Origin of the sequence: Celeribacter baekdonensis, assembly GCF_003047105.1 — a bacterium.
In the GTDB taxonomy this organism is placed as follows: Bacteria; Pseudomonadota; Alphaproteobacteria; order Rhodobacterales; family Rhodobacteraceae; genus Celeribacter; species Celeribacter baekdonensis_B.
Map to the genome: position 1 here is coordinate 881,043 of NZ_CP028475.1, position 17,972 is coordinate 899,014.

Here is a 17,972-nt window from a genome sequence, read left to right on the forward strand (position 1 = left end):
GGTGTCTCGCAATGGTTTTGTGAAACTAATGTAACAGTTTGATGACAGATGCCGGGAAATTCCTAGACATCTTGGCAATTAGCCTAGGAAAAAACGCGAAACGCGCCGCCAATGTGACAACGCGTTTAGCCGCCAATGTGACAACGCGTTTAGGAGTGTGACAGTGTGTTAACCTCTGATTTTTAGGAAAAACCCAACGCCTCAGCTTACTGATAGGGCAAAATAACCGAAAAACAGCTGCCCTGCCCGGTGTGGCTTTCGATCCTGAGCCGCCCGCGGTGACGGTTCAAAATATGTTTTACAATCGCCAGTCCAAGCCCGGTTCCGCCCATTTCACGCGAGCGGTGCGAATCTACCCGGTAAAACCGTTCGGTCAGGCGCGGGATATGTTGCGATGCGATTCCATCGCCTTGATCCGACACATCCACCCGCACCGCTTGTGAGCGCATCGTCGGTTCGACCGCATGGGAGGTCAAACAGATCTGCACCTCTTTGCCCGCGCCGCCATATTTGATCGCATTCTCGATCAGGTTGGTAAACACTTGGGTCAATTGGTCGAAATCGCCGGGCACCTCTTCGACCCCCTCCGCGCCTTCCAGAGTCAGGGTCACATCCCGTGCCCGGGCCACAGGTTGCAACGACATCGAAACGGAGCGCAACAACGCCGAAATATCCACCCGATCCGTCGGACGCACGCGGCGTTCGGCCTCAACCCGGCTCAGCGACAACAGATCGCCCACGATCCGGTTCATTCGCTTGGCCTCGCGGTCCATGATCTCCAAAAACCGGGTGCGCGCGGCCGTGTCATCGGCGGCCGGGCCCAGCAGAGTTTCAATAAACCCCAGAACTGCCGTCAAAGGGGTGCGCAGCTCATGACTGACATTCGCGACAAAATCGCGACGCATGTGGCCGGCCTCTTGGACCTCGGTCTTGTCCTCAAAGGCAACTGTCACACAGGCGAAATCACCGACCATCACCGGGCGCACAAACACATCATAGACCAAATCGCGCTGACTTTCGGTCACGCGGTACACCGCTTCGGCGGGTTCCGAGAGGCGCAACACATTTTCGATCGCGTCCAACAGCATCGGTTGGCGCAGCACCGTGATGTAATGCCGCCCGACCATCGCATCGGAAAACAGGGTTGCAGCCAGGGTGTTGGCCGCCAAAACCCGTTCATCGCGCCCAATCACCACCACAGGTAGCGGCATTGCGCGTGCCATTTCGGTCACCACGTCGCCCCCAAAGGCCACTTCTTTTGTCACACTGCGCATGGGCTCACTTTCTCTTTCTGCGTGGGCCTACCCACATCATGTAACCTGTCTATGACAATGGGAGCTGTCAAACGAATGCCTGCTAAAATTCCGTCTCTCATCTTTGCATTTTGCAAATTATTTCAGTTTCGATAAAAAGATTGTTGCAATTTCGATACTTTACCCGTTTGCTCGACATGAACATGAGAGCGTAAACATACAGGACCCCTACCATATGGGTACCGTTCGACAGAACACATTCGGCGACATCATCGCTCTAAACCGGGACAAACACCTGACAACCTCAGGGATGATCTTGATGGTGGGCGAACCACAGTTGATGCAAACCCTCAAAAAGCATTTTCCAGAGCGTTCAGGCGTTTTCTTTATTGAATTTAGTGACCTGTCGCAGGATATTTTGTCCGCCATTTGCCCAGATAGCGTTGTGGCACCGGCGATTTCAGCGCATTTTGACTGTTTGGAGCTGGCCGCGTTTCTCAATGCAGCCGATTTCAAGGGGCTGTTTCGGGCCATCGCCAAGGATCTGCCGCGTCCAGAGATCATCCGAAACGAGGTCCGACATCATTTTCCGCGCTTGAACTTTGATGTTATCTCCCCTGCCCGTGCCGCACCTCGTGATACCAAAGTGATGCACTGAGCGCACTGGCCTTGCTCAGCTTAGCAAGGCCCAACACGTCCTTCCCCCGTCTCATTGAGGGTTTCGTTGCAAAACGGGGATTTGGGAAAAGATCACCTTATCCAATCGCGACCAATCCGTCCCGAAACCGGCGGGCATTTTGTTGATAGTGCAGCGCCGACGCGCGTAGGCCCGCGATTTGTGCCTCTGTCAGCATCCGCACAACTTTGCCCGGCGCGCCCATCACCAGCGATCCATCGGGGATCTCTTTGCCTTCGGTGATCAAAGCCCCTGCCCCGATCAAACAGTTTTTGCCGATCTTGGCCCCGTTCAACACCGTCGCCCCCATGCCGATCAGAGAGTTCTCACCGATCACACAGCCATGCAACATCGCTTTGTGACCGATGGTACAGCCTGCGCCGATCACAAGCGGATAGCCCATGTCGGTGTGCAACACGCAGTTCTCCTGAATGTTGCTGCCCGCGCCGACCTCAATCGCCTCATTGTCGCCGCGCAGGGTGGCCCCAAACCAAATATTGGCACCCTCGGCCAAAATCACCTTACCAATGACATTGGCATCAGCGGCGACCCAATAGTCGCCATTTTCCGGCAAAACCGGCGCGTGATCCTCGAGTGTATAGAGTGTCATCCTTCGACCTCCTGAAATTCGGATTGAAGATGGCGGACGAAATTCATCAGCCCCGGTTGTTGTGCCCGCCGCAGCCGTTCGGCGGTGATGATGGTTTTGAGCCGCTCAAACGAGGTCGCCAGATCGTCATTCACCAACACATAATCATAGCCATCCCAATGGCTGATCTCATCCCAGCTTTTTTCCATCCGTTTGGCAATCACCTCGTCACTGTCTTGGCCACGGGTTTCAAGCCGGCGACGCAATTCGCGAATGGAGGGCGGCAACACAAAGATCGACAGCACATGATCACGCAAGACAGAATGTGAAATCTGTTGCGCGCCTTGCCAGTCGACATCGAACAACACATCGCGGCCGGTTTCGATCGCGGCGCGCACCGGGGCGGCCGGAGAGCCATAGAAATTGCCGAACACATGGGCGTGCTCCAACATCTCGCCTTCGTTGACCATGTCTTTGAACTTGGCCTCATCGACGAAATGGTAATGCACCCCATCCTCCTCGCCCGGACGCGGCGCACGCGTTGTGGCGGAGACGGAAAAGCGCAGTGAGCTGTCCCACTCCATCAAGGCCCGTGCGAGCGTGGATTTTCCCGCCCCAGAGGGAGAGGATAAAATGATGAGAAGACCGCGCCGCTCCGCTTGCATGAAATGCTCCTTTTGTCGTCGCTCTTCCTATATCGGGCGAAGGACGGCTTGGCTACTGCTTGGCGATTGTGACGCAATCTTGTCGGATCACACCAAACTGAGTCTCAAATGCTGCACCTGCACGTCATAATCCTGCCCAAATTCCCGATCTTGCACGCCGTGATTTGTCCCTTTCGGCGCTGAACTATGACAGGGGTGCTGTTCTAAATCGTTGATATATACAATTTTACAGAAGTGACCGGCGCAGCGGGCGGCTTTGAGATATAGTTGAGGTGAGTATTGCAATTGTTTGTTTTTTATTGGTTTTTTATGGTTTGATCGAAGTGTGACTTAGGCTGCCGTTAAAGTTTTGGTCACCATCGCGCCAGGCAGTTCCGTGGATGTTAACCATTGGTTAGCTTTTTACACCAAATCGGGCAAAGTCGTGGCATATTCAGGTCAAGCCAGCGGTGAGACACGGCAGGCAATCAAATCAGGCGGGACGGTGCCAGCAGAGGTCAAACGGGACAGAGTCAAATCTGACCCAAACATGACCCACTCCGCAAGGCACCGCCCGCAGTTGAACGTACAATCGTGGCGCGATCTGAGCGCTCCTGAGAATAGGTGATGAGATGAAAATCGAATATGTCAGTGGCTCCAATATCGTGTCCCTCATGCCGCGCCGGAACGACATGCATTTCCCGGCCCTCAAAACGGTCGAAGCCTATTGGGAAGGTCTGCGCAATGGCCGCCCCGTCCCCGCCCGCTCAGAAATTGATCCGCGCGGCATGCAATCGGCGCTCGAATATGCCTTTATCCTAGAACGAATTGCTCTGGGCGTGGCGCGGTTTCGTTTGGCCGGGATGCATCTGACCGACTTGATGGGCATGGAAGTGCGCGGGATGCCGTTGACGGCAATGTTTGTGCCCGAAAGCCGCGCCAAGATTTCCGAGGCTTTGGAAGCCGTGTTTGAAACGCCGCAAATCACCGTCATCACGCTCAAAGCCGAACGTGGCATTGGCCGTGGCGCGATGGATGCCCAGCTTTTGCTCTGCCCGCTCAAATCCGATCTGGGTGATGTGAACCGCGTTTTGGGCTGTATCCAGTCCAAAGGCGAGATTGGCCGTCAACCGCGCCGTTTTGAAGTGGTCGATGTGCAAAGCCGCCCGTTGCTCTCGGACAACCCGACCGAGCAAAGCTTTGCCACCACCCCGGCAGGCACCCCCGTGCCCGCGGGGTTTGCAGAGGCGAAAAAGGCCTATGAGGATCATACCGCGAAAGGCGCAGACAAAGCCGAGGCCGCACCTCACGCCGCCGCCCCGCAGCGCCCGAAAGGCAAACCGGTTTTGCGCCTGATCAAGGCCGAAGAGTAAAGCGATCCAAGCATTTTGGGGACGTGGCGCGGCACATCGGTGTCGCGCCTTTTTATTTGCGTGGCGCTGTGATTGGGTGAGGCATCTGTTTTGGAGTGTCCTATGACCAAAATCACCTATGCCATTGAACCCGACCTGTCCTCAAAGGAATTTCTTGCCGTGTTGCACGGCTCGACTTTGGCCGAGCGGCGTCCGGTCGATGATCCAGCGCGGATTGCCGGGATGTTGGCCGGGGCGGATTTGATCGTCACCGCGCGTGATGAGGCCGGGCGTTTGGTCGGTGTGGCGCGTTCGGTCACCGATTGGCACTATTGCCTCTATTGTTCCGATCTGGCCGTGCTCATTGACATGCAGGGCCATGGCATCGGCAAGGCGCTTTTGGCGGAAACGGTGAACGCCGCGCCAAAGGTCAAAACCCACCTGTTGCTCTCGGCACCGAAAGCGATGAGCTTTTATCAGGCGGCAGGCTATGAGGCGATTGAAAACGGCTTTGTGTTTCATCGCGGCTGAGGCATTTCAGGTCGTTCAAAAGCAAAAAGCCGGACATGAAGCCCGGCTTTTAAAGTGTTGATCTCAAAAGAGTTACGCAGAAACAGCGATCTCTTCTGGCGCTTGGCCTTTTTGCAGCTCTTCGGCCACAAGGAACGCCAATTCCAGTGCTTGCGAGGCGTTCAGACGCGGATCACAGGCGGTATGATAGCGGTCCGCGAGGTTCTCGTCTGTCACAGCGCGCAGGCCGCCGGTGCATTCGGTCACGTCCTTGCCGGTCATCTCGAAATGCACGCCACCCGGGATGGTGCCATGGTCACGGTGCGTGGCAAAGAACTCCTGCACTTCGGCCAGAACCATTTCAAACGGGCGGGTTTTATAGCCGCTGTCCGATTTGATCGTGTTGCCATGCATCGGGTCACAGGACCAAACGACCTTGGCACCTTCGGCTTTGACCGTCTCAATCAGACGTGGCAAATGATCGGCGACTTTGCCCGCCCCGAACCGCGCGATCAGGGTCAAACGGCCCGCCTCGTTTTCCGGGTTCAGTTTAGACATCAAGACCTTAAGGTCTTCGGCGGTGGTCGTGGGGCCGCATTTCAACCCGATCGGGTTTTGCACGCCACGACAGAATTCCACATGCGCACCGTCCGGCTGACGGGTTCGGTCACCGATCCAGATCATGTGACCTGAGCCCGCGATCGTCGCGCCCGTGGTGCTGTCCACACGGGTCAACGCCTCTTCATATTCCAACAAAAGCGCCTCATGCGAGGTGTAGAAATCCACCGTATGCAGGTCGTGATTGTTCTCGGATGTGATCCCCGCCGCTTTCATGAAATCCAGGGAATCTTGGATGCGATTGGCCATATCGCGGTATTTCTCGGCTTCGTCGGCCTCGGTGAAGCCCAGAGTCCAAGCATGCACCCGGTGAATATCTGCGAAACCACCTTTGGAAAAGGCGCGCAGCAGGTTCAGCGAGGCGGCGGCTTGGGTGTAGGCCTGAAGCATCCGGTTTGGATCCGGGATGCGCGCTTCGGGCGTAAAGTCAAAGCCGTTGATGATGTCGCCGCGGTAGCTCGGCAATTCGACGCCATTGGACGTTTCGGTTGCCGTCGAGCGCGGTTTGGCAAATTGCCCGGCCATGCGACCAACCTTAATCACCGGCACTTTCGCGCCAAAGGTCAGCACCATCGCCATTTGCAGCATCACTTTGAACGTGTCGCGGATCTGATCGCCGCCGAACTCGGAAAAGCTTTCGGCGCAATCGCCGCCCTGCAACAAAAACGCCTCGCCGCGCGACGCTTTCGCCAGATCGCGTTTGAGTGTGCGCGCTTCCCCCGCAAAAACGAGCGGCGGATATTTGGCAAGCTGAGCCTCAACAGCGTTCAGCGCAGCCTCGTCCGTATAGTCGGGCATTTGCACACGCGGTTTGTTGCGCCATGCGGTTTTCACCCAATCCGTCATCGTTTTTACTCCAGTGTGCCTGCGCAAAGGGCGCAGGGGTCATTTCATCCTCCAACGCCTGCGAGCCCTGTTAGCGCCCACAGCGTTTGAGCTTTATAAACTTTCTGGCCTGTGGATGGAAACCAAAAACGACAGGATTTTATGCGTCATTCTGCGGCTGTTGGTCAAAAAACAGTCATCACCATGCCCTTGGGAGATGGCATTTGGGATGAAAACAGGCCGATGAGTCGTATGAGTTCGCGCTTATTGCGGTAAATTTCCATAAATCCCTGTCAAAAGCGGGTGATTTCTTCGCGACACCGCGTGTTTTTGGGCATTTGCGTGATTTCTGATCCTCAAACCCAACGGCATATCTTTCCAATTGGTAAAAGCCGTTCTAGGCTCCGCCCCAGACTACGAAAAAACAGGGAGTATTCCATATGAAGAAGCTGCTTTTGGCATCCACCGCCGCAACCCTTTTCTCCGGCCTTTTGTCCGGCGCGGCTTTTGCCGAAGACGTCAAAGTCGGTGTGATCCTTGGTTACACAGGCCCAATTGAATCGCTGACCCCGGACATGGCCGCAAGCGCGGAATTGGCGTTTAAAGAAATCAGCGACAGCGGGATGTTTCTGGACGGTTCGACCATCACCCCCGTGCGTGCCGACAGCACCTGTGTCGATGCCGCCGCCGCGTCTGCGGCCGCCGAGCGCTTGATCACCTCTGACGGCATTGTTGCCATCATGGGGGCGGATTGTTCTGGCGTCACCGGTGCGATCCTGTCCAACGTGGCCGTGCCCAATGGTGTGGTGATGATCTCTCCGTCTGCCACCTCGCCGGGGCTGAGCACCGTCGAAGACAATGACCTGTTCTTCCGCACCTCCCCGTCTGACGCGCGTCAAGGCGCTGTTTTGGCTGATGTTTTGAAAGAAAACGGCATTACATCGGTGGCTGTGACCTATACCAACTCCGATTACGGCAAAGGCCTGTCGGATGCTTTCGCCGCGTCTTATGACGGCGAAATCACCATCAACACCTCGCATGAAGACGGCAAAGCCGATTATTCTGCCGAAATCGCCGCGCTGGCCTCCGCTGGTGGCGACATGCTCGTGGTGTTGGGCTACGTCGACCAAGGCGGCAAAGGCATCATCCAAGCCGCAGCCGACACCGGCGCATTTGACAGCTTCCTCTTGGGCGACGGCATGTATGGCGACAGCTTGATCGCGGATCTGGGGGATGTGGTCGAAGGCTCCATCGGGATCGTGCCATGGGCCGAAGGTGCGGGCACCGACGCGTTCAACGCTTTGGGTGAAGCAGCTGGCATCAACGTGTCCTCCGCTTATACCCGCGAATCCTATGATGCGGGCGCTTTGATCGCTTTGGCCATGGCCAAGGGCGGTGCGGCAACCAAAGACGCCGTGGCGGCCAACGTCTTGGATGTGGCCAACGCACCGGGCGAGCCGATCTTGCCGGGCGAATTGGACAAGGCGCTCAAAATCCTCTCCGAAGGTGGCGACATCAACTATGTCGGCGCAACCAATGTGGAATTGATCGGACCGGGTGAGGCCGCTGGCTCCTACCGCTACTACACGATCAAAGACGGCGCGTTTGAAACCGTTTCGATCCGCTAAACGCAACATTTGATATGGCCCGGACAGTCGTCACTTGACGCTCCGGGCCATATTTCTTATCCGGTCCCATTCGCAAAAGAGCCGGATCAAAAACGGGGATACACCATATGATCGAAGTGCGTGATCTGCACATGCATTTCGGCGGTTTTCGGGCCGTGGACGGGGCTTCGCTCACGCTTGAGCAAGGCACGATCACTGGGCTCATCGGGCCCAATGGCGCGGGAAAAACGTCGCTTTTCAACTGCATCGCCGGGGTTTTGACCCCGACCTCAGGGCAGGTTTTGTTTGACGGTGAGGACATCACCGGCCTCAAACCGCACCAACTCTTTGCCAAGGGCATTTTACGCACGTTCCAAATCGCGCATGAGTTCTCAAGCATGACGGTGCGTGAAAATTTGATGATGGTGCCTGCGGGGCAAACAGGAGAGACGCTGGTCAATGCCTGGTTCAAACGCAAACAGATCGCTGCCGAGGAACGCGCCCTGCGTGAAAAGGCCGACGAGGTCCTTGAGTTTCTGACCATTTCTCATATCGCGGATTTGAAAGCGGGCGAGATTTCCGGCGGTCAGAAAAAGCTTTTAGAACTGGGCCGCACGATGATGGTCGATGCAAAAATGGTGTTTCTTGATGAGGTTGGCGCAGGCGTGAACCGCACGCTGCTGTACACGATTGGCGATGCGATCAAGCGCCTGAACACTGAGCGCGGCTATACGTTTTGCATGATCGAACATGACATGGAGTTCATCAAACAGCTGTGCGATCCGGTCATTGTGATGGCCGAGGGCAAAGTGATGGCGACGGGCACGGCCAGCGAGATCATGAGGAATGAGGCGGTGATCGAGGCCTATTTGGGCACAGGCGTGAAAAACAAAACCGCCGCAACTGTGACGGAGGGGACCGAATGATCCGCCTGTCGCCTGTCTTTTCCGCTGCCCTCTGCGGGGGCTGATGATGTTTGCCGCCCCTGCTCTCGCTCAATCCATCGTCGGTACCGCTTTTGTGGATGGCAAACGGGTGGATCTTTTTAACAATGGCACTTGGGATTTTTCCGATACCGGAGATGTCAGCTGCCAAAAAATCGCGACCACTTTGTCCTTTTGTGGCAACCCGTTTAAATGGAAGCCCACAAGTGCGTCCAACGACGACATCACCGCGATGTTTCGCGCCGATGATCTGAATTATGGCATGGTGATTTACGAGGGCCTCGGATTGAACGCTGGGATGAGTCGCACCCAAGTGCAAAGCATCGCACTGGAATACGCGGCGGCGGCCTCTCAGATGAGCGTGTCTCAGGTGCCTGTTTTTGGCATCGTCCCGGTGACTGTGGCCGACCATGACACCGAAACCCTCTATTACGCCGCGAGTATTGACGGTTTGCATATTGTCTACGCGAACACGGTTTTGGTCGGCGCATCCGATACGGCGCAGATCGTCACCTATGAGATTGCGGATGACATCAACGACGCGTTCAAAATACGGCACAAAGACTTTCTCGACTCCTTCAAGATCGAGTTTTGGGAGGACGCAGAATGAATTTCCTCCACGCAAGTGAGATGCGCGGCGGCTATGGCTCTGGTGCGGATATTCTGCATGGCTGTACCCTGACCGTGCAAAAAGGTGAGATCGCCGTCATCGTTGGTCCCAATGGCGCCGGCAAATCCACCGCGATGAAGGCGGTGTTTGGCATGTTGAACCTACGCGAGGGCCATGTGCATCTCGATGGGCAAGACATCACCAAATTGTCGCCGCAAGAACGCGTCTATAAAGGCATGGGCTTTGTGCCGCAGACCCACAATATTTTCCCGACTATGACGGTGCGCGAGAATTTGGAGATGGGCGCGTTCATTCGCAATGACGACATCGAAGAGACGATCGAACAGGTCTATGAGCTGTTTCCGGCGGTGAAAGACAAGCGCAACCAAAACGCGGGCGAGCTCTCTGGGGGGCAACGCCAACAGGTCGCTGTCGGTCGCGCGTTGATGACCCAACCGAAATTGCTGATGCTCGATGAACCGACGGCAGGCGTCTCACCCATCGTGATGGACGAGCTGTTTGACCGGATCATCGAGGTCGCCCGCACTGGAATTTCCATCCTCATGGTCGAACAAAATGCCCGACAAGCGCTTGAAATCGCGGACAAAGGCTATGTCCTTGTCCAAGGCGCCAATGCTTACACCGACACGGGGGCAGCCCTTTTGGCCAACCCCGAAGTCCGTCGTACATTCTTGGGGGCTAACAGATGGATATCCTCAACGCCCTCGTGGCCTTCGCCAATTTCGTTCTGATCCCCGCCACGGCCTACGGCGCACAGCTTGCGCTTGGGGCTTTGGGCGTGACGCTGATTTACGGCGTGCTTAGGTTTTCAAACTTTGCCCATGGTGAAACCATGTCCTTTGGCGCGATGATCGTTGTCTTGGTCACGGCGCTGTTCCAAAGCTGGGGCATCTCGCTTGGGCCGCTGCCAACCGCCCTTCTCGCCCTGCCCTTTGGCATCTTGGTCACGGCGCTGTTGTTGCTGACCACCGACCGCGTGGTTTACAAATTCTACCGCAAAGTCAAAGCCGCCCCCGTCATGTTGGTCATCGTCTCCACCGGGGTGATGTTCGTCATGAACGGCCTCGTGCGCATGGTCGTGGGCACAGAAGACCGCCGCTTCGCCGATGGGGCACGCTTCCTCGTCAATGCCCGCGATTTCAAGGCCTGGTCGGGCTTGGATGAGGGGCTTGCGATCAAAACCACCCAAGTCATCACCGTCGTTGTCGCCTTGATCACCGTGGCTGCGCTGTTTTGGTTTTTGAACAAAACCCGCACCGGGAAATCCATGCGCGCCTTCTCGGATAACGAAGATTTGGCGCTCTTGTCCGGTATCAACCCGGAGCGTGTGGTCACGATCACATGGCTTTTGGTTGCCGCTTTGGCCACCATCGCGGGCGCGCTTTACGGTTTGGACAAATCGTTCAAACCCTTTATTTATCAACAGCTTCTCTTGCCGGTCTTTGCCGCCGCCATCGTCGGGGGCATCGGCAATCCGCTGGGCGCGATTGCCGGCGGGTTTGTCATTGCCTTTTCCGAGGTGACGCTGACCTACGCGTTCAAAAAGGTGCTCACCTATCTCAGCCCAGACAGTTGGAGCCCGGACGGTTTGGTGCAGCTTTTGTCGACGGATTACAAATTCGCCGTCTCTTTCGCCATCCTGATCATCGTGTTGTTGTTCAAACCCACGGGTCTCTTTAAGGGGCAATCGATATGACAAAATCGAATGGAACAAAATCTCGCGCGCCTCTGTACTTTCTCGTGATGGCCCTGCTGATCGCGGCGGTTGGCCTGTTACAATCATGGAACTCCGCCCTGTCCATCCTCAACATGGGGCTGATCTCTGCGATCATGGCCTTGGGGGTGAACCTGCAATGGGGCTATGCGGGGCTGTTTAACGTCGGCGTCATGGGCTTTGTCGCCTTGGGCGGCTTGGCCGTTGTGCTGACCTCGATGCCACCCGTCCCCGCCGCATGGTCTGCGGGCGGTGGGCGCATCATCGCCGCGCTTGTGGTCGGTGTCGCGATCATCGCTGGTGCTGCCATGCTGTGGAAAAAGATGCCAAAGGGCCGGGCGCGCGGTTTGGTTTTGACCGCGATTTTGATCCTTGGGTTCTTCCTGTTCCGCTTCCTTTTGGACCCGGCGGTTGCGGCGATTGAAGCCGTCGATCCGGCGGTTTCTGGCTATCTCGGCGGGCTTGGTTTGCCGGTGATTTTGGCATGGCCCGTCGGCGGGATTTTGGCGGCGGGCGCAGCTTGGCTTGTGGCCAAAACCGCGCTGGGGCTGCGCTCCGATTATCTGGCCATCGCCACGCTGGGCATCGCCGAGATCATCCTTGCGGTGATGAAAAACGAAGACTGGCTGTCGCGCGGCGTCAAAAACGTCAACGGGTTGCCGCGTCCCGTCCCGAATGAAATCGACCTGCAAACCGCGCAATGGTTTTTGGACATGATGACCCGGTTTGGCATGGACCCAACCACAGGGTCGTCGATTTTTGTCAAACTTCTCTACGCCTTGCTGTTTCTGGCGGTGATTATTCTCATCGTCACTGCAATGGAATTGGCGCTCAAAAGCCCGTGGGGACGGATGATGCGCGCGATCCGTGACAACGAGACGGCCGCCGAAGCCATGGGCAAAAACGTCACCGGGCGACACTTGCAAATCTTCGTGTTGGGGGCGGCGATCATCGGCGTTGCGGGCGCGATGATGACCACGCTTGACGGCCAGCTCACCCCCACCACCTACCAACCGCTGCGCTACACTTTCCTTGTTTGGGTCATGGTGATTGTCGGCGGATCGGGCAACAACTGGGGCGCGGTGTTGGGCGGCATGTTGATTTGGTTCCTGTGGATCGAGGTCGAACCGATTGGCGCGTGGGTCGTCAATGTGATCACCTCGGGTATGGACGACGGCTCGACGTTTAAGGCCGGATTGATCGAACGCGTGGCCTATATGCGCTATCTGACCATGGGTGTGATCCTTTTGGTCGTGTTGCGGTTTTCACCGCGCGGGCTGTTGCCAGAAAAATAGGTCGGCCAAAATAAGGGCTCAAAATGCGGTTGCTTGCGGGAATTTGTGCGGCTGGGAATTCCTCTCGGATGGGGTTTGACAAACTGTCGACCCCGCCGTCCCTGCATGCGCCCGACACGCTGTTGCGCCGGGCCATTACGGCGGCAAAGGGCCATGATATTTTGGTCGCTTTGCCGCCGGATACCCATCCGTATTTCGCCAGCCGTCGGGCGATCTTGCGTCCGAGCGATGCCTTTATCTGTGTAGAACAGGCCGATGAGGGCCTGTCTGCCACGCTCAAATCCCTCGCCCAAGCGGCGATTTCAGGCGGCTATGACGGGTTCATCACGATGCTCGCCGACTTGCCTTTTGTCACAGCCGCACATCTGGAAACCTTGGTTGTGCTGTTTGAAACCTTTGAGGGGACGCAGATTGTGCGGGCAATGAGTCAAAGCGGGCGCGATGGTCACCCGGTGATCTTTCCCGCATCCGTCCTGCCCGAATTTGAGACCCTGACAGGCGATCACGGCGCACAGGACTTGATTGCCAAATACGGTGCCAAACGGGTGGAGATGCCCTCCGAGGCGGCGACTTGGGACATGGATACAGTGGAAGATTGGCGTCAAATGTGACGTTTGGCGAAGTTTTTTCAATCACTTTGGAGCCCAATGACCTTTCGCCCGCTTCATCGCGTTATCCTCGCCAGTGGCCTGACCAATTTGGCCGATGGCATTGCGACCGTGGCATGGGCATGGCTCGCGTCACTGTTGACCCGCGACCCGGTGTGGATCGCTTTGGTGCCCGTGGCCTTGCGGTTGCCTTGGGCGCTCTGTGCCATTCCGGCGGGGATCATCACTGATCGCGCTGATCGGCGCGTGTTGATTTTGCAGATGGATGCCCTGCGCGCGCTGGCGTTTTTAGCGGTGGGCGTGGCGATCATCTCCGCCCTACCCCTTGCGCCCGCGCCCGCCAGAGGCATCTCCAACATGGGCCTGTTTTGGGCGATCCTCTGTGGGGCCAGCGTGGTCGGCGTCGCCGAAGTGTTTCGCGACAATGCGGCCCAAACCATGTTGCCGACGCTCGTCCCACATGCCGAACTTGAAACGGCAAATGGGCGACTTTGGAGTGTTGAACTGATTGGCAATGCGTTGATTGGACCCGCTTTCGGCGCGATGTTGATCGGCTTTGCCCTGCCCGCACCATTTCTTTTCAATGCGCTGAGCTATTTTGCGGCGATCTTTCTTGTGCTGCGGATCAAAGGCGTGTTTCGCGCGGCGGGACCGCGCGTCCGAGATTGGCGTGCGGAACTGAAAGAAGGCGTGGCCTTTTTACGCGCCGCGCCCTTGCTGCGCAGCCTCGCGTGGATCACCGGGGTTTGGAATCTGTTGTTCCATATGATGATGATCGCACTTGTTTTGCATGTTCAGGAAAACTTGGGCTTAAATGCACAGATTTACGGGCTGATTTTGGCCTCTGGGGCCGTGGGTGGTATTTTGGGCGGATGGCTTGCAGGTCCGATCATTCGCCTGTTTGGGCCAACCCGGTCGGCGCAATTGGCGTTGTTGGCCTCTGCGCCGATCTTTCTTGTCATCGCCATTGCCCCCGGCCCGGTCAGTTTGGGTCTGACACTGGCCGTGTTTGAATTTTTCGGGCTGATTTGGAACACTGTCTCCGTGTCCTATCGACAGCGCGCGATCCCAGATGTGCTTTTGGGACGGGTCAACAGCCTCTATCGGTTGTTCGCATGGGGCATGATGCCGATTGGGCTTGTGTTGTCGGGGTTGATTGCACGCGGTGCGCAGAGCGTTGTCGATCGTGAAACGGCGGTGCTGATGCCAATGTTGGTTGCGGCTCTGGGCGCGTTCAGCCTTGCTTTTGTTGGATGGAAAGCACTGGGGCGCGGTTTTGGCGCGACGTAACATCGCGGCACTGGCTAAGATGTGATGGCCCTCACAAAGCCATCGGCCAAGGCCGGTACGCGCTTTGGAGAATGTCACATGACAGATCAACAGATTGGCCTCTGGTGGCCCAGCCCCCTGTGGCCACCGAGGTTACCCGGCGCAGGTGAACGTGTCACCAACGCCGGGAGAGCGTTCTTAAATTTGGATCAGGAGACCAAAAGTTCGGCTTCGTGTTTGCGAAGGATGCGACGGGCGGCGGTGAAACCACCGCGGGCCGACACGTCTTGCAATTCCGGGAACAGTGCAAAGATTTCCTGACGGGCGTCTTCGCCAATTCCGGCGAGCGTGTAATCGCCCGGCTGGAAGCTTTCCGACCATGTCCCATCCGAGAGGACTACTTCGTGGCGCTCGAACATGACGTGGATATAGGTCACCTCAGCCGAGTCCATCACCTCAACACCGTCCAGGCGGGTGAGGTGTTTGGCGGCCACGAGAACTTCGTGTTCGTCGAACAAAAGCGCGGCTTTTTCGTTAGAAACCAACATGCGGTGGTTTGGAGACACCATCATGTCACGTTCCGGCAGACCAGCACCAAGTGCGCCCTGACGGATCATCACCGGCATCAATTCACGACGGGCCGCCAAATCGGCAGAGGACAGTGCTTTCTTGCCAATCCACTGGATCGCCTGAAGACCATTGTCACGCGTGATGACTTTATCGCCGACGTTGAGGGTTTCCACCGCAACTTCGCCTTTGGGGTCGCAATCAGCGTCCCCGGGGTGAAGCAAGGGATGATTTCCTCAATGTTGGTGTAGTTGATGTTGGCGTATTGGTCCAAAGCGGCGTTGTAGAGCTGGATCTGACCGTCATAGCCATTGCCATCGGAGTCGGCGTTTTGGACTTCGTGGGTGATCACCCAGCCATTGGACAACAGGCCGGACAGATCAAGCGTATCCCAATCCACGCCGCCGGCGCCGCCGTGCACCGTGGTGTTGTTCACACCAGAGGTCACATCGTCCAAGGAGACATAGATCGTATCTTGGTCATCGCCACCGGAGAGGACGTCGTTGTCGCCACCGCCGTAGATCGTATCTTGATCTGCGCCACCATCGACAATGTCATGACCTGCGCCAGCATAGATCGTGTCGTCGTCGATGCCGCCATAGATGGTGTCGTCCCCTGCATCGCCATAGATCAGGTCATCGTCGTCTTGACCATAGATCGTATCGTTGCCTGCACCGCCGTGGATCACGTCCTTGCCGTTGTCCGTGACAAGATCGCCCTCGTCATCGGGAACATTCAGACTGTCGGGGAAGCCCGGAGCAAGACCACCATAGATGGTGTCATTGCCGTCGCCGCCGTCGATGGTGTCGGAACCTTCGCCACCGACGATAAAGTCATCGCCAGAGCCACCCAAAATGGTGTCATCGTCAAAGCCGCCGTCGATGGTGTCGTTGTCGGCACCGCCGTCGATGTAATCGTTGTCATCGCCACCGTAAATCGTGTCATTGCCCGCGCCGCCCAGCAGCGTGTCCATGTCATTGGTGGTGTCCGTGTCGCCGGGGAAGAGGCCCGGATAGCCGCGATCCGGGCTGCCGATGTCGCCGCCGATGATGGTGTCATCGCCTGCGCCGCCTTCGATATGATCAACGCCGTCGCCACCATCGAGATAGTCGTCGCCACCGCCACCGGAAATGGTGTCGTCGCCACCCATGCCCCAGAATTCATTGGTATATGTATCGGACGGATCGGTGCCCTGATAATCAAAGCCGGTCAGGGTGTCGTCATATTCAGAGCCGATCACACCGTCGATGCCGCTGGAGATGGTGTCGTTTGCCGCGTCGCCACCGGAGAGCGTCGAGGTCGAAAGGTCAACATTGACCGCAGCGCCTGAGCCAGAATAATCAATGTTATCTTGACCCGCGCCACCCGTGAACGTGTCCGCACCGGCCCCCCCAATAAAGGTGTCGTCGCCTGCGCCGCCGTCCAGCGTGTTGGTGCCTTCATCGCCTTGCAACGTGTCATTGCCACCTTGGCCAAAGATCACGTCATCGCCTGCGCCACCAATCAAGGTGTCGTCGCCTTCGCCTTCGGTCAGTTCGGTGCCGGAGACCGCGTCAAAGGTCACGTCAGAAATATGAACGCCCGACACGCCGGTGCCCGGGTTGGTGTGAATGATCTGCAGCGAGGCCACCGGGCCCTCGATGGTCACGGTGACGGTGTTGCTATCTGCGGTGGGGGACACGTTGTCGGTGTCCGCGGCGGTAACCGTATTGCCGGAGAGGGTCAGGTCAGAGCCGATGTCAAATGTCACCGGAATTTCATTGCCGTCCGCGTCATAGGCGATCACGGTCACCTGACCGAGATTGGCGTCAATGTCGGAAATGTTGAATGTGACGTTTTGCACATCGTCCGAGAAGGACATGTCATAGGTGCCGACTTCGCCCGCCGCCGCGTTGGATACGAGGGAGGAGTTGGAATCTGCGCCATCAACGCCATCAGTGTTAATGCTGTTGGTGGAGAAATTTGAATCCACACCGATATTGCTGGCGTGCCATGTGTCATAAGTGTCCGGGGTGGTGACCGTCACTGTGATATTGCCGGTGTCTTGGGTCAGCGTCAGACCTTCAAGGTCCTCGCCATTGTCCACGGTGCCAATGCCGCAATAATCCTGATCTTTGATGTCAGCCCAAGAGAATGTCTCGGTGGATGTGGTGGTGGTTACGCCTGTGTCGCCATAGATGGTGTCATCGCCTTCGCCACCCAGCACGGTGTCATCACCGCCGCCTGCATAGACAATATCATTCAGTCCGTCCGCCCCATCAATGACATCACCTTCAGGATCGCCAGTGTAAGCGACGTCGATATAATCGTCACCTGCGGTCCCATCAACAGTCCCTGTAATCGGGGCCGGTGTTGTCGGAGTTGGATCTTTTGGATCGCAATCATCATGTCTATATGTCATCTTCTCATTCCTTCACCACCGCTCGACAAGAACGGAAAAATAACGCGACCGGTTCCCCGGATGAATCCCCAGAAACACAAGACCAAAGCGTCTGCAGTTATGCTATAAAGGTCGAGAAGACACAGCCATCAGGTCGATGGCAAAACTCGCAATCGTCACACGCAGCAGCAGATCGAATGAACGATCAGTTTACCACATCGGACACGCAAGCCGACGTCCTTCTCGGACTTCGAAACTTAACGCAGCCGCCCCCGTGGCCTTATGTTGCCCCCCAGTTGGGCTTCTTCTGGATAGGGCAAAATGGTGTCCGTGCAAACGGGGAAAATGGGCGAAAAATTGTCCTGTCTTGGAAAATTGCCGCAAATCAAGAGGTGAAATTGGCCTGTTCTCACCGGAATTGCGCATGGGTTGAGCGGAGTTTTTAGTGAGAAAAATGTTTTTTTATTATTTACATTCAAAGGACTAAACT

General features: G+C 56.7%; 17 protein-coding genes. 11 read left to right on the top strand and 6 right to left on the bottom strand.

Annotated features, from left to right (window positions below):
• Positions 1 to 206: 206 nt before the first annotated feature.
• Positions 207 to 1,274, bottom strand: coding sequence for an ATP-binding protein (locus tag DA792_RS07820; protein ID WP_107719459.1), 1,068 nt, complete (start codon positions 1,272 to 1,274; stop codon positions 207 to 209).
• A 319-nt stretch (positions 1,275 to 1,593) separates the two neighbouring features.
• Between DA792_RS07820 and DA792_RS07825 the strand changes: the two genes are divergently transcribed.
• The gene (locus DA792_RS07825) at positions 1,594 to 1,911 is read left to right on the top strand and encodes a hypothetical protein (RefSeq protein ID WP_159075203.1); all 318 of its coding nucleotides are present in this window, start codon (positions 1,594 to 1,596) and stop codon (positions 1,909 to 1,911) included.
• Positions 1,912 to 2,008: 97 nt separating this feature from the next.
• On the opposite strand, the gene DA792_RS07830 is transcribed toward DA792_RS07825, so the two are convergent.
• Both DA792_RS07830 and gmk read right to left on the bottom strand, forming a co-directional pair.
• A complete protein-coding gene (locus DA792_RS07830) occupies positions 2,009 to 2,539 on the bottom strand; it encodes a gamma carbonic anhydrase family protein (RefSeq protein WP_107719461.1) in 531 nt (176 codons plus the stop codon).
• Positions 2,536 to 3,183 carry a guanylate kinase gene (gene gmk / locus DA792_RS07835; RefSeq protein ID WP_107719462.1) on the bottom strand — a complete coding sequence of 216 codons (648 nt, stop codon included), beginning with the start codon at positions 3,181 to 3,183 and terminating at the stop codon, positions 2,536 to 2,538. Before gmk ends, DA792_RS07830 begins: the two co-directional genes overlap by 4 nt.
• Before the next feature lie 611 nt (positions 3,184 to 3,794).
• On the opposite strand from gmk, the gene DA792_RS07840 reads away from it, so the two are divergent.
• Positions 3,795 to 4,535 carry a PAS domain-containing protein gene (locus tag DA792_RS07840; protein WP_107719463.1) on the top strand — a complete coding sequence of 247 codons (741 nt, stop codon included), beginning with the start codon at positions 3,795 to 3,797 and terminating at the stop codon, positions 4,533 to 4,535.
• A 102-nt stretch (positions 4,536 to 4,637) separates the two neighbouring features.
• Positions 4,638 to 5,045, top strand: a complete 408-nt coding sequence (locus DA792_RS07845) for a GNAT family N-acetyltransferase (RefSeq protein WP_107719464.1) — start codon at positions 4,638 to 4,640, stop codon at positions 5,043 to 5,045.
• Between the two features lie 72 nt (positions 5,046 to 5,117).
• Here the strand turns inward: DA792_RS07845 and DA792_RS07850 are convergent, their stop codons facing one another.
• Positions 5,118 to 6,488 (bottom strand): class II 3-deoxy-7-phosphoheptulonate synthase, encoded by a 1,371-nt coding sequence (locus tag DA792_RS07850; RefSeq protein WP_107719465.1) that lies wholly within the window; start codon positions 6,486 to 6,488, stop codon positions 5,118 to 5,120.
• Positions 6,489 to 6,907: 419 nt separating this feature from the next.
• Between DA792_RS07850 and DA792_RS07855 the strand changes: the two genes are divergently transcribed.
• The 8 genes from DA792_RS07855 to DA792_RS07890 all read left to right on the top strand — a co-directional run bounded on the left by DA792_RS07855 (position 6,908) and on the right by DA792_RS07890 (position 14,556).
• Positions 6,908 to 8,095 (top strand): ABC transporter substrate-binding protein, encoded by a 1,188-nt coding sequence (locus DA792_RS07855; RefSeq protein ID WP_107719466.1) that lies wholly within the window; start codon positions 6,908 to 6,910, stop codon positions 8,093 to 8,095.
• A 107-nt stretch (positions 8,096 to 8,202) separates the two neighbouring features.
• The gene (locus tag DA792_RS07860) at positions 8,203 to 9,000 is read left to right on the top strand and encodes an ABC transporter ATP-binding protein (RefSeq protein ID WP_107719467.1); all 798 of its coding nucleotides are present in this window, start codon (positions 8,203 to 8,205) and stop codon (positions 8,998 to 9,000) included.
• A 43-nt stretch (positions 9,001 to 9,043) separates the two neighbouring features.
• Positions 9,044 to 9,628, top strand: coding sequence for a hypothetical protein (locus DA792_RS07865; RefSeq protein ID WP_107719468.1), 585 nt, complete (start codon positions 9,044 to 9,046; stop codon positions 9,626 to 9,628).
• A complete protein-coding gene (locus DA792_RS07870) occupies positions 9,625 to 10,380 on the top strand; it encodes an ABC transporter ATP-binding protein (protein ID WP_107719469.1) in 756 nt (251 codons plus the stop codon). Before DA792_RS07865 ends, DA792_RS07870 begins: the two co-directional genes overlap by 4 nt.
• Positions 10,335 to 11,345, top strand: coding sequence for a branched-chain amino acid ABC transporter permease (locus tag DA792_RS07875; protein WP_107719470.1), 1,011 nt, complete (start codon positions 10,335 to 10,337; stop codon positions 11,343 to 11,345). The genes DA792_RS07870 and DA792_RS07875 overlap by 46 nt, the downstream gene beginning before the upstream one ends.
• Positions 11,342 to 12,658, top strand: coding sequence for a branched-chain amino acid ABC transporter permease (locus tag DA792_RS07880; protein ID WP_107719471.1), 1,317 nt, complete (start codon positions 11,342 to 11,344; stop codon positions 12,656 to 12,658). Before DA792_RS07875 ends, DA792_RS07880 begins: the two co-directional genes overlap by 4 nt.
• Before the next feature lie 23 nt (positions 12,659 to 12,681).
• Positions 12,682 to 13,269 carry a nucleotidyltransferase family protein gene (locus DA792_RS07885; protein ID WP_107719472.1) on the top strand — a complete coding sequence of 196 codons (588 nt, stop codon included), beginning with the start codon at positions 12,682 to 12,684 and terminating at the stop codon, positions 13,267 to 13,269.
• Between the two features lie 3 nt (positions 13,270 to 13,272).
• Positions 13,273 to 14,556: an MFS transporter gene (locus tag DA792_RS07890; protein ID WP_302666859.1), complete on the top strand. Its 1,284-nt coding sequence runs from the start codon at positions 13,273 to 13,275 to the stop codon at positions 14,554 to 14,556.
• A 188-nt stretch (positions 14,557 to 14,744) separates the two neighbouring features.
• On the opposite strand, the gene DA792_RS07895 is transcribed toward DA792_RS07890, so the two are convergent.
• The gene (locus DA792_RS07895; protein WP_159075204.1) at positions 14,745 to 15,278 is read right to left on the bottom strand and encodes a Hint domain-containing protein; all 534 of its coding nucleotides are present in this window, start codon (positions 15,276 to 15,278) and stop codon (positions 14,745 to 14,747) included.
• Positions 15,161 to 17,503, bottom strand: a complete 2,343-nt coding sequence (locus tag DA792_RS07900; RefSeq protein WP_107719475.1) for a calcium-binding protein — start codon at positions 17,501 to 17,503, stop codon at positions 15,161 to 15,163. Before DA792_RS07900 ends, DA792_RS07895 begins: the two co-directional genes overlap by 118 nt.
• Between the last annotated feature and the right edge of the window lie 469 nt (positions 17,504 to 17,972).

Excerpts from the sequence above, each read along its gene's own strand:
- DA792_RS07820 (WP_107719459.1), bottom strand. The coding sequence starts at position 1,274 with ATGCGCAGTGTGACAAAAGAAGTGGCCTTTGGGGGCGACGTGGTGACC.
- DA792_RS07825 (WP_159075203.1), top strand. The coding sequence starts at position 1,594 with ATGCAAACCCTCAAAAAGCATTTTCCAGAGCGTTCAGGCGTTTTCTTT.
- DA792_RS07830 (WP_107719461.1), bottom strand. The coding sequence starts at position 2,539 with ATGACACTCTATACACTCGAGGATCACGCGCCGGTTTTGCCGGAAAAT.
- gmk (WP_107719462.1), bottom strand. The coding sequence starts at position 3,183 with ATGCAAGCGGAGCGGCGCGGTCTTCTCATCATTTTATCCTCTCCCTCT.
- DA792_RS07840 (WP_107719463.1), top strand. The coding sequence starts at position 3,795 with ATGAAAATCGAATATGTCAGTGGCTCCAATATCGTGTCCCTCATGCCG.
- DA792_RS07845 (WP_107719464.1), top strand. The coding sequence starts at position 4,638 with ATGACCAAAATCACCTATGCCATTGAACCCGACCTGTCCTCAAAGGAA.
- DA792_RS07850 (WP_107719465.1), bottom strand. The coding sequence starts at position 6,488 with ATGACGGATTGGGTGAAAACCGCATGGCGCAACAAACCGCGTGTGCAA.
- DA792_RS07855 (WP_107719466.1), top strand. The coding sequence starts at position 6,908 with ATGAAGAAGCTGCTTTTGGCATCCACCGCCGCAACCCTTTTCTCCGGC.
- DA792_RS07860 (WP_107719467.1), top strand. The coding sequence starts at position 8,203 with ATGATCGAAGTGCGTGATCTGCACATGCATTTCGGCGGTTTTCGGGCC.
- DA792_RS07865 (WP_107719468.1), top strand. The coding sequence starts at position 9,044 with ATGATGTTTGCCGCCCCTGCTCTCGCTCAATCCATCGTCGGTACCGCT.
- DA792_RS07870 (WP_107719469.1), top strand. The coding sequence starts at position 9,625 with ATGAATTTCCTCCACGCAAGTGAGATGCGCGGCGGCTATGGCTCTGGT.
- DA792_RS07875 (WP_107719470.1), top strand. The coding sequence starts at position 10,335 with ATGGATATCCTCAACGCCCTCGTGGCCTTCGCCAATTTCGTTCTGATC.
- DA792_RS07880 (WP_107719471.1), top strand. The coding sequence starts at position 11,342 with ATGACAAAATCGAATGGAACAAAATCTCGCGCGCCTCTGTACTTTCTC.
- DA792_RS07885 (WP_107719472.1), top strand. The coding sequence starts at position 12,682 with ATGCGGTTGCTTGCGGGAATTTGTGCGGCTGGGAATTCCTCTCGGATG.
- DA792_RS07900 (WP_107719475.1), bottom strand. The coding sequence starts at position 17,503 with ATGACATATAGACATGATGATTGCGATCCAAAAGATCCAACTCCGACA.